The sequence below is a fragment of the Methylobacterium sp. C33D genome, from assembly GCF_053345825.1.
In genome coordinates this window covers 1-9,577 of record NZ_JBKFAV010000076.1, presented here as the reverse complement: position 1 = coordinate 9,577, position 9,577 = coordinate 1, and the positions used below count along the sequence as shown (strand labels likewise).

The window sequence follows — 9,577 nt, the reverse complement described above, 5'->3', positions numbered from 1 at the left end:
GCCGGTCGAGGCCGGCGACGACGAGATCTTCTCGCCGCGGCAGCTCTGCGTGGCCCGGGCGCTCCGGAAGGGGACGCCGAACAAGATCATCGCGTACGAACTCAACATGTGCGAGAGCACCGTGAAGATTCACGTCCGCAACATCATGAAGAAGCTCAAGGCCAAGAACCGGACCGAAGTCGCCTACCTGACCAACAAGTACTTCCTCCGGGAAGAAACGAGCCTCAACAGCGCGAGTTTACATGCGGTTTGATACCCCCGAACTTTGAAGCCGACGCCTTGAACACGAGGCGCGCTACAAGTCGCATCTGCCTGGATCAGCAGCCTTGTCCAGATGGAACTCGGCGATCCGATGCAGATGCCCGCCATGACCGCGACGCGGCCTGGCCTGCCGAGCTCGATCCTAAATCGCATGCTAGCCCTGAGAGAGGTTTCCGCCTACGTCGGCGACGGCCGACCTCTGACGGGTACGCGGATGCTTGCGCGAGACGATGCTGCGCATCGCCCACGCACCAGAGACATCGCCGCGTTGATCGTCCGTTTGGACGAGCGGAACTTCCGGTAGGCGTTCCCCAGCGCCGGTTTCGCTTCGTGCCCAGCGGTGCTGCTGTGCATGCGCCGGATCCAAGGGGCGAATGGGGGGCCTCTGAGCGTAACGCGCCCATTGAGCGGGCAGCTTTCGACAGGGCGTGCACAGAAGAGAGATTTCCGTGATCGATACGGGGAGTCGGTCGAATTTTCTAAAATTTCCCTCAAAACGATCACATGCAGATAAAACCGATCTTCCCACTAAGATATTTATTATCTGAGCTGCAACCTTAATCGGCGTAAATATTTCTACGCACGAATGTGTCATTTGCAGCGAGGATTATATTTTGCGTATAGATCCTGTATGCCCGTTAGGTTTCTCCAGGATGAACAATGAAATCTTCGCAAACACTTCGCCAATCTATGACGCCGGATGAAGCTCTCGATCTACTCAAAGAGGGCAACCGACGTTTCGTCAGCGGGCAACCGATGCAGGCGCGCATGACCAGCGCGAAGCTGCGTGGCTCGCTGGCCCACGAACAGCGTCCGTTCTGTGTCCTCGTCGGCTGCTCCGACAGCCGCGTGTCACCGGAGCTCCTGTTTGGCCGCGGCCTGGGCGATCTCTTCATCGTGCGCAATGCCGGCAATGTCGTCGATCTCGCGGCTATGGGCAGCATCGAGTACGGCGTCGCCGTCCTCGGAGCGCCGCTCGTGCTAGTTCTGGGCCACGAGCGATGCGGTGCCGTTCACGCTGCCGTTCAGGTTGTCCAGGAAGACGCGGTTTTTCCGGGCAGTATCGGTCAGATGATCGAACCGATCATTCCAGCGGTGCTGCGCGCGCAACGCGAGGGTCACGATGATATCCTCGAGCATTCCGTTCGTGCCAACGTTCATCGCGTCGTGGATCGCTTGAGAACGACTGAACACATGCTTCAGGCCCCACAGCGAGAAGGGCGTCTTAAAATTGTTGGCGCGCGATATGACCTAGATGACGGGAATGTAGAATTCTTTGAATAATTCCGGCAAACATAGGAATTATTAAGGCCAATATATGATACGGCGTCTGGAATGCAGGCATCTTGTTAAATCATCGGCGCTCGGCGCCTGCGTAAATTAGATCGTGCTCCGCGAAATTTTTCCGTGGCGGCGCCGAGTTCGCGATTTGCAAGCCGAAAGAGCCAAGTCTCACTATGGGAGCTCAGCCTGCGTGTGATTTGTCTCATCAATTTCGAGCGCGGCCGTCTAATGGTGTCGATAGGCGCTGATCTGAATAGTAGAAAGTATCGGCCCATATAATTCGACCCCGAGGCTCTTAGAAAACCGGCTGCGATGCGGCCTGACTACCGAGGAAAACATGGAAATGACATTGATGACTGCTGGTGGGCTGCGCCGGACGTCGCCCGCTGCGCGCCTCTTCGGCGTGCTCTCGGTGATCCTGGTGGCCGCGGGTCTCTCCGGCTGCGGGGCGGTCAACCGGGTGCCAGCCCTTGAGGAACAGGCCAAGTCAGCTTGGAGCGAGGTGCAGAACCAGTACCAGCGCCGGGCCGATCTGATCCCCAACCTCGTCGAGACCGTGAAGGGCTACGCCCAGCAGGAGAAGGGTGTGCTGATCGGCGTCACCGAGGCGCGCGCCAAGGCGTCGAGCGTGAAGGTCGACGCCTCCACGGTCAGCGATCCGCAGAAGTTCAACGAGTACCAGAATGCCCAGAACCAGCTCTCGGGCGCGCTCGGTCGCCTGCTCGTGACGGTCGAGAGGTACCCCGACCTCAAGTCGAACCGGAACTTCCTCGCCCTGCAATCCCAGCTGGAGGGCACCGAGAACCGCATCGCGGTGGCGCGGCGCGACTACATCACGGCCGTCCGGGCCTACAACACGGAGGTGCGCACGATCCCGGGCCGCTGGATCGCGGCCGCGATGTACCCCGATGCCAAGCCGATGGAGACCTTCACGGCCACGCCGAACGCCGATCGCCCGCCGAACGTGAAGTTCTAGGGGGCAGCATGTGAGGCGGCCTAGGGGGGCGGTCGATGACCAGGATCATACCGATATGGGTGCGCTTCGCCCTGCTCGCCGCCTGCCTCACGGTGTACGCGGTCAACGCGCTGGCGGCCGACCTGACTTTCCCGCCGCGATCCGGCCGCGTCGTCGACGCGGCTGGGGTTCTCACGCCAGAGCAACGCGGCAAGCTCGTCGCCAAACTGAAGGCCTATGAGGGCACGACCTCCGATCAGGTGGTGATCGCAACGGTGCCGAACCTGCAGGGCGTGGCCATCGAGGACTATGCCAATCAGCTCGCGCGCGCCTGGAAGATCGGGCAAGCCAAGACCAACAACGGCGTCCTGCTGCTGGTGGCACCGCGCGAGCGGAAGATCCGGCTCGAGGTCGGCTCCGGCCTGGAGGGGGCGCTGACCGACGCCCTGTCCAAGGTCAACGTCACCGGGCTCATCACCCCGTATCTCAAGACCGGAGACTATTACGGGGGCCTCGATGCCGGCGTCGACGGTCTCCTGTCGATCCTGTCGCGCGATGCGGAGGAATGGCAGCGCAAGCCGCAAGCACACGGTGGCACGTTCGATATCGATCTCGTGCAGATCGCGATCGTCATCGCCCTCGTCGCCGGCATCCTGATCGTACTGATCATCCTCTACCGCATCGGCTTTCCCGCGCTCTGGTTTCTGCCGAGCTTCAGCTCTGGAGGGGACAGCAGCTCTTCGGAGCCCTCCTCGTCAGATGATTTCGAAGGCGGCGGCGGCTGGTTCAGCGGCGGCGGTGCCACCGACGAATGGTAGAATAACTCTCGTCCGCGGTGAGCACCCGGGGTTTGGCTGAAAACGTCCGAACCTCCCAGCCTCCACGCCATTGCGTCAGGCTGCAGCCACGTCCTTGAGTGCGCGATAGACGCTGCGTCGTGAGATCTGGAGGGCGCGGGCGATCGCGGTCGGCCCCTCCCCTGCCGCGTGGCGGCGGCGGATCTCCTCCTCGGGCATGGAGCGGGGCCGGCCCTTGCCGGCGTAGACGCCGGCCGCCTTGGCCGCATCGATGCCGGCGCGCTGGCGCTCCAGGATGAACTTGCGCTCCATCTCGGCGACCATGCCGAGTACGGTCACGACGATCCGCCCGACATCGCCGCCTGTGGTCAGCTCCGGATCGAGGATGCGGAGAGCCGCGCCCTTCTGATCGAGCTCGTGCACGAGGTTGAGCACGTCGCGGGTCGAGCGGCCGAGCCGATCGAGCCGGACCACCACCAGCTCGTCACCCGCGCGCAGGAACTGCATGACGGTGGCCAGTTCCGGCCGGTCGTCGGCGGACTTGCCCGACATCTTCTCCGACCGGATCACCTCGCAGCCGGCGGCCTTGAGCTTGGCAAGCTGGATGGCGAGGTCCTGATCGGTCGAGGAGACGCGGGCGTAGCCGAAACGGGCCATCGGGGGCTCAATTCTGTGCCAAAAGGGTGGCTTGGAAGCTCACTATGAGGCATAAATCAAAATCGACCGTTCTGCCACTCAGAGCAAGCGTGCCACCGCGTCGCGGCGCAACGGTATACCGTTTTGTTCCGTCAACACGAGCGTTCCAAGCTGTTTTATGGCAAACCCGGATTTTTGGGTATATATCGGAGTTTGGTACCTGATGGTCAGGAGATGTCATGGAGTCGCGTTCAACCAAGATCGTCGATGGCGGCAAACTTGTGATTCCAGCGAGCTTCCGACGCGAATTAGGAGTTCAGGTCGGCGATACCGTCGTGATGGAAATGGTTGACGGTGAGCTTCGGGTACGGTCACGCGATGCGGCTATCGCGGAGATCCAGAAGCTCGTTCGAGGGCTGGTTCCCGAAGGCGTCAGCATTGTCGATGAGCTGATTGCCGACCGGCGCGCCGAGGTAGCCAAGGAGTAAATCGTGGCCGTGAGATACGTCTTGGACGCCTCGGCCCTGCTATGCCTTTTCAATCAGGAAGAGGGGCAGGACCGCGTTCGTGAAGCGCTGTCCGAGTCGGTCGTTTCGGCCGTGAACCACTCAGAGGTGATCGCCAAACTCGTGGAGCGCGGAGCAGCCGTTCAGACGGTCAGCCGGGCGCTGGATCACTTGCACCTCGGGGTGGTGGAGTTCGACCGCATCCAAGCTGTCGAGGCCGGTGCTCTGCGAAAGACCACACGCCAAGCCGGCTTGTCCTTCGGTGACCGTGCCTGTCTGGCCTTGGCGAAGTCGCGCGGCCTCGTCGCGTTAACGGCGGATCAGGCCTGGTCGAATTTGGATGGTGCAGCCGGCGTCACAGTCGAGTTTGTGCGATGACGCGGACTGTGGCTCGGGGTCATAACGATGACTGACGATGATGAGGTTTTCTCGGCGCTGCGCGACCGACTGCATATAGCCCGCCGGCTTTTGGCCACCGCGTACGAGCGTCGCGATCGCCTCGCTCGTGAGATCGCAGCCGTCGAGGCCAGGGACGGCATCGGCATCCCCGTTGAACTGGTAGACGCACTCGGAGCAGCCGAACGGGCAGTGCTCTCGGCCGAGGCCGATATGAAGGATGCCGAGTACGCACTTGCTGTTGCAGGCCAAGTCGTATCTAATATGTAGGCGATAGTAAATTAGTCAATTACGTCGCTGGCAAGCGCCAGTACTGATGTAGGAATAGCAAGTCCAATTTCACGCGCTGCCCCTTCATTTATGATGAGATCAAATGCTGAAACCTGCTCGACAGGTATCTCCGTTATATTTCTACCCCTTATGATGCTATCAATAAAATACCCCGACCTGCCGTACATCGCTGAATATTTGGGACCATAGCTCATTAGCCCTCCAGCAAATACGTTTGATCGACTGATATACAATCCGGGAATTCGCGTCTCCTTTGCCAGTAACGCAATTTCGACCTGCCGCGCATTTGCTATCGGAGATGCAGGCACTAAAAATCCAAGATTATTTTGGGCGCGCATTATCTCAAAAGAAGAAACTATGTCCGCAGCGCTACCGACGGACAGTGAAAATATTTCCAGATTTAAATCTTTCACCATTCGTTCAACCGTCGCAAACAGAACTTTGTGTACGGGATCAGACGGATCGGCCAAAAATGCAACAACCTTCATTGAGGGAGATGTTTCTTTGAGAATGGACACTCCCTTGTTGAGTATATCTTTCATCTGCATGGAAATACCAGAAATATTTCCGCCGGGATGGGAAAGACTAGAAACATGACCCATTCCAATAGGATCAGCATGATATGCAAAAACAATAGGAATATTTGACGTAAGCTCCCGATAAATCTGAACTTGCGTCGATCCAGGGCAAAGTATTACATCAGGGCAACTATCAACAATTTGACAGGCTTGATCCTTCATGGCTTCAAATGATGCCGGCCAGGAGTAATCAATTTGTATGTTTTGACCGTTTGCGTACCCATATCTTAGAAGCCCCGTTTCGATTGCACGTCTTTGATTGACCCATGCGGTGGCTGGCCCCAATCCCATGAAGCAAATGCGGGGTCGCCGGTCTGTAGCGCATGCATCGGAACAAGCGCATGATATCAAGGCGAGTGGTGCGAGACTAAGGAATGAACGCCGCTGCATCATCTTCATTATTCCGTCGCTCTGGCAGGCATGTGATTACATCTTTGGAGATCATCTTCAAAATTTAAACCGGTTTCTTTACGACACAATATCTTTGGGATAAAACGTTTTACATAAAATCAATCCCGCACATCACGCGACTTTTACGACGTGTGAATATTTATTGTACTATATAATAATAAATTAACACAGATGTGTCTGATCTATGATTGAATACTGGGCACGATGTTTGTTTTAGTTGCCACGCAAGTGATAAACAAAGGTAAGCGCCTTGGCAGCCTCTTGTGGCTGCGCTTTATTTCATCTCGATCGGACGATAGTTTCTGATCTTGTCGGCAGGCTGGAGAGCTGGCTAGAACTTGAGTCATGCGGATTGGACGTTGAGTATTAGTCTTTCATGGAAATCGAATGTATGTTTATATATCAATAGTGCATCACGGTCGAGTATCCGGCGGCTGCTGCCCGTGCAAACCACCGTTTGGCGACATCCTCGTCGCGTTTTACTCCGTCTCCTGCTCTATAAAGAAGGCCAAGGTTGTACATGGCCGACGGAGATCCCGCCGCTGCGGCGCGCTCATACCAATACTTGGCTTTTACGTAATCCTGTTTGACACCGTCACCGACATCGTACAGGCTGCCGAGGTTATTCATAGCTTCTGCACAGCCCGCGCTGGCGGCCTTTTCGAACCAACGTCGAGACAGAAGACGATCCCGCTCAACACCTTGCCCAGCCTCGTAAAGGAAGGCCAGATTTAACATTGCCTCTTTGTCGCCGCGCGCGGCTGCTTTTTCGTAGGCACTGTTGACGCTTTCCGCATGGGCGCTCGAACCAAGCCCGAGAGCCGCCGCGAGAAAAGCTGTGCCGAAGCTCTGGAAGCGCATCTCTGTAGTTCCATGATAGACAAACGTACTATGTAGCTGGCGTATCTCTGTTTGTTCGGCTCGTAGGGAACAAATCGCACTCTCAAATATTATTTGGTATTCGAATGATGCGTCTTAGTTAGATATGATTGCTGGGGGTTTCGCAAAGTTCAAAGCAAGCTTGCGCCGTGCGGTTGTCCGCGCGGCCAGCGATCTTTGAGCGACCATTCGCCGAGCCTCTAAGTCCTTTTCGCTTGAGAGGTGCTGCAATTACTTCATGGCAGCGCGTGGAGTTGCTCTCAGCAAACCGCACAGGGGGCTAATTTGACAGGAGCACGGTGATCTCTCGAGGCGAGCGCATGCAGAGCATACGGGGAAGATAGTGGTCCTTGATCACCTGCTGCACTATGCCCTCGCGGGGCAAATCGACAATGGCGAACCACGTGCTGCGTCAGCATGCAGATCGACTCTCTGACCCCGTGCTCTCGAAGCCGCTCATCACGCCGTCGCCGGCTGCGAAGCGATGAGGTCGGCTGCCGCCACGCTATATGATTGACGAAACACAGCTAAGCGGCAAGCGGCCTCCTCGCGGCTTCAATGCTCTGAAACAGGCGCTCTGAGGTCAGCTTGAGGAAGGAAAAGCCGAATTCCGGATTTTGGTAGTAAAGTTCCTTCAGATCTGAATAGGTGACGGACAGCGCTTTTCCTGGCTCGACGCAGACCAGCGTGGCGGTGCGGGCGTTTCCTGGTGACAGCAGGCCGAGTTCGCCAACGACACCGCCTGCGTTCACGTCGATCCCAAGTTCTTCAATCCGGAAGCGCCCGCTCTCAATATAGTACATTTCTCCGGCTGGATCGCCCGAGTTGAACACGATTTCATCGGCGGCGAAGGTGCGTTCCTTGCCGAATGGACGCAGCCAGTCGAGGGTTAGATCGCCTGCGGCAGCGTCCCTCGTCTCGCGAACGAGGCGCCACATCTGCCAAAGTCGGTAGGTGTTAAGCGGTATTTCAAAAAGCTCTGTCAATATTACAGGCAAGCTATCGATCAGAAATCCATAAGTTATGAGTGCGCAGCTAGCGCATAGGGAAATGATCCGCAACGGGATCATTGTGTTCATAGCCGTCGATAGAATGACGAGCGCCGTTCCCACATACCCTATGCACTCCACCCAATTCACAAAAATTCTCCCGTTGCCCTGAGTGAGCTGGTTGTTGACCGCTGAACCTCATGTTGTGCTGGATAAGACGTCGATCAGGCCTCGACGGGACGCTGTTTCGCAGTCCTCGCCACTTTCGCGACTGTGAAGCGGCTGCACCCGGTCGCGGTCTGCACCTGCGACCAGCTCATCCCCTTCCGCAGCAGGTCGGCAATCAGTGCGTTCCGCCCCATGTTCTCGGGTCGGCCCACATGGCGCCCTTCCGCCTTGGCACGGGCTTGTCCTTCCGCCTGCCGACGACGGCGATCCTTGTCGTCTTTGCGCGCTCCCGCCTCGATCGCGTCGATCAACATCGCGTTGACCGCAGCGAACAGACGTTTTGTGCAATCGTCTGGTCGGTGCTCCTCTAGAAACCGGCGAGAGGTCGGCAGATCCATTGAGACGATGCGAAGCCCTCGCGAGCCGATCTGAGTCTTGAGCGCAATCCAATCGTCTTCGCTTAAGCGCGACAGCTGATCCACACCGGCAAGCAGGAGAACGTCTCCGGGCTGACTGTCCGCCAGCAGCCGCGCTAGCCCGGAGGGTTCCCGCTTCGCGCCAGACGCGTTTTCCACATACCAAGCCGCAACCGTCAGGCCGTGCTCTGCCGCGAACGCCGTCAATTCGTCATGGGCTCGGGTCGGATCTCGCTCGTCGATGCCGGTACGGGGATAGGCTCGCACGAGCATCGGAACCACCCGTCGGTCTGTTGTAGGGAGGGCGGTCGATGCCTAGCCGGAACGGATCCGGCCAGGAGCCTCGACGGTAAAATCCGGGGCATCGTCGCGAGGTCCTTGTCAGTCTCGCGATCGCGGCGATACGGCCCATCGGGCGCATTCGGTCGGATCCACCGAACTGTCGGCGCGCATCGTCGCTCGCGGGACGCGCGCCGATCCGATGTCTCACCAAGCGGCCTGGAGGCCGGCGGTGAACACCTGCGCGGTGGCGTTCGGGCGGACATCGCCCGTGTAGCCCACCGACAGCTGCACGCCCTCGGCGACCGCGCCGGTCAGGCTCACCCCCAGCACCGCGCCGTCCCGGCCCAGCGCGCTCGTCCGGCTCGCGAACGCCGCCCCGAACAGGTTGGAGCGGATCACCGCCGCCGTGTCGGCCAGCTCGTGCGCCCAGTACGCCCGGCCCTCCAGCCGCAGGTCCGGAATGCCCGCCAGCGCCCAGCTCGTCACCCGCCCGCCGACCAGGCTGCGCGCCGCGTCGAGATCGGCCACCGCGAAGCCCTGGCCGCCGAAGCCCTGGTTGACCAGACCGCCCCGCTCGGACACCCGGCCCCGCGTCAGCCGGTCGTAGCTGAAGCCCACCTCCGGCACGAGCTCTACCGGCAGGCCGGTCGCCAGCGCGTAGCCGGCAAAGCCCGACACCCCGCCGTTCCAGCCCGACGACAGCCCGGAGGCCTGCGACACCGCCGTGC

At 58.9% G+C, this 9,577-nt stretch carries 13 protein-coding genes; 7 read left to right on the top strand and 6 right to left on the bottom strand.

Annotated elements, in window-relative coordinates:
* The 4 genes from ACLBXO_RS30985 to ACLBXO_RS30970 all read left to right on the top strand — a co-directional run.
* Positions 1–253, top strand: a 253-nt coding sequence (locus ACLBXO_RS30985; protein WP_447687823.1) for a response regulator transcription factor, incomplete at its 5' end; no start/stop codon positions are given.
* 668 nt (positions 254–921) lie between these two features.
* Entirely contained in the window at positions 922–1,545 is a 624-nt protein-coding gene (locus ACLBXO_RS30980; protein WP_447687822.1) for a carbonic anhydrase, read from the top strand.
* Positions 1,546–1,897: 352 nt separating this feature from the next.
* Entirely contained in the window at positions 1,898–2,521 is a 624-nt protein-coding gene (locus ACLBXO_RS30975) for a LemA family protein (RefSeq protein ID WP_447687821.1), read from the top strand.
* Between the two features lie 59 nt (positions 2,522–2,580).
* A complete protein-coding gene (locus tag ACLBXO_RS30970) occupies positions 2,581–3,318 on the top strand; it encodes a TPM domain-containing protein (protein ID WP_447687820.1) in 738 nt (245 codons plus the stop codon).
* A gap of 75 nt (positions 3,319–3,393) precedes the next feature.
* Here the strand turns inward: ACLBXO_RS30970 and ACLBXO_RS30965 are convergent, their stop codons facing one another.
* Positions 3,394–3,954, bottom strand: coding sequence for a recombinase family protein (locus ACLBXO_RS30965; protein ID WP_447687819.1), 561 nt, complete (start codon positions 3,952–3,954; stop codon positions 3,394–3,396).
* A gap of 218 nt (positions 3,955–4,172) precedes the next feature.
* Between ACLBXO_RS30965 and ACLBXO_RS30960 the strand changes: the two genes are divergently transcribed.
* Genes ACLBXO_RS30960 through ACLBXO_RS30950 form a run of 3 tightly spaced genes read left to right on the top strand, consistent with a single transcriptional unit; the run spans position 4,173 to position 5,105 of the window.
* Positions 4,173–4,421 (top strand): AbrB/MazE/SpoVT family DNA-binding domain-containing protein, encoded by a 249-nt coding sequence (locus ACLBXO_RS30960; protein WP_447687818.1) that lies wholly within the window; start codon positions 4,173–4,175, stop codon positions 4,419–4,421.
* A gap of 3 nt (positions 4,422–4,424) precedes the next feature.
* Positions 4,425–4,817, top strand: coding sequence for a type II toxin-antitoxin system VapC family toxin (locus ACLBXO_RS30955; RefSeq protein WP_447687817.1), 393 nt, complete (start codon positions 4,425–4,427; stop codon positions 4,815–4,817).
* Between the two features lie 27 nt (positions 4,818–4,844).
* Positions 4,845–5,105: a hypothetical protein gene (locus ACLBXO_RS30950; RefSeq protein WP_447687816.1), complete on the top strand. Its 261-nt coding sequence runs from the start codon at positions 4,845–4,847 to the stop codon at positions 5,103–5,105.
* A gap of 11 nt (positions 5,106–5,116) precedes the next feature.
* On the opposite strand, the gene ACLBXO_RS30945 is transcribed toward ACLBXO_RS30950, so the two are convergent.
* From ACLBXO_RS30945 to ACLBXO_RS30925, 5 genes are all read right to left on the bottom strand, one after another.
* The gene (locus ACLBXO_RS30945; RefSeq protein ID WP_447687815.1) at positions 5,117–5,995 is read right to left on the bottom strand and encodes an ABC transporter substrate-binding protein; all 879 of its coding nucleotides are present in this window, start codon (positions 5,993–5,995) and stop codon (positions 5,117–5,119) included.
* Positions 5,996–6,517: 522 nt separating this feature from the next.
* Positions 6,518–6,976 (bottom strand): tetratricopeptide repeat protein, encoded by a 459-nt coding sequence (locus ACLBXO_RS30940; RefSeq protein WP_447687814.1) that lies wholly within the window; start codon positions 6,974–6,976, stop codon positions 6,518–6,520.
* Positions 6,977–7,521: 545 nt separating this feature from the next.
* A complete protein-coding gene (locus ACLBXO_RS30935) occupies positions 7,522–8,133 on the bottom strand; it encodes a Crp/Fnr family transcriptional regulator (RefSeq protein WP_447687813.1) in 612 nt (203 codons plus the stop codon).
* A 74-nt stretch (positions 8,134–8,207) separates the two neighbouring features.
* Entirely contained in the window at positions 8,208–8,840 is a 633-nt protein-coding gene (locus tag ACLBXO_RS30930) for a recombinase family protein (RefSeq protein WP_447687812.1), read from the bottom strand.
* Between the two features lie 213 nt (positions 8,841–9,053).
* The coding region (locus ACLBXO_RS30925) for an autotransporter outer membrane beta-barrel domain-containing protein (RefSeq protein ID WP_447687811.1) at positions 9,054–9,577 on the bottom strand (524 nt) is incomplete at its 5' end.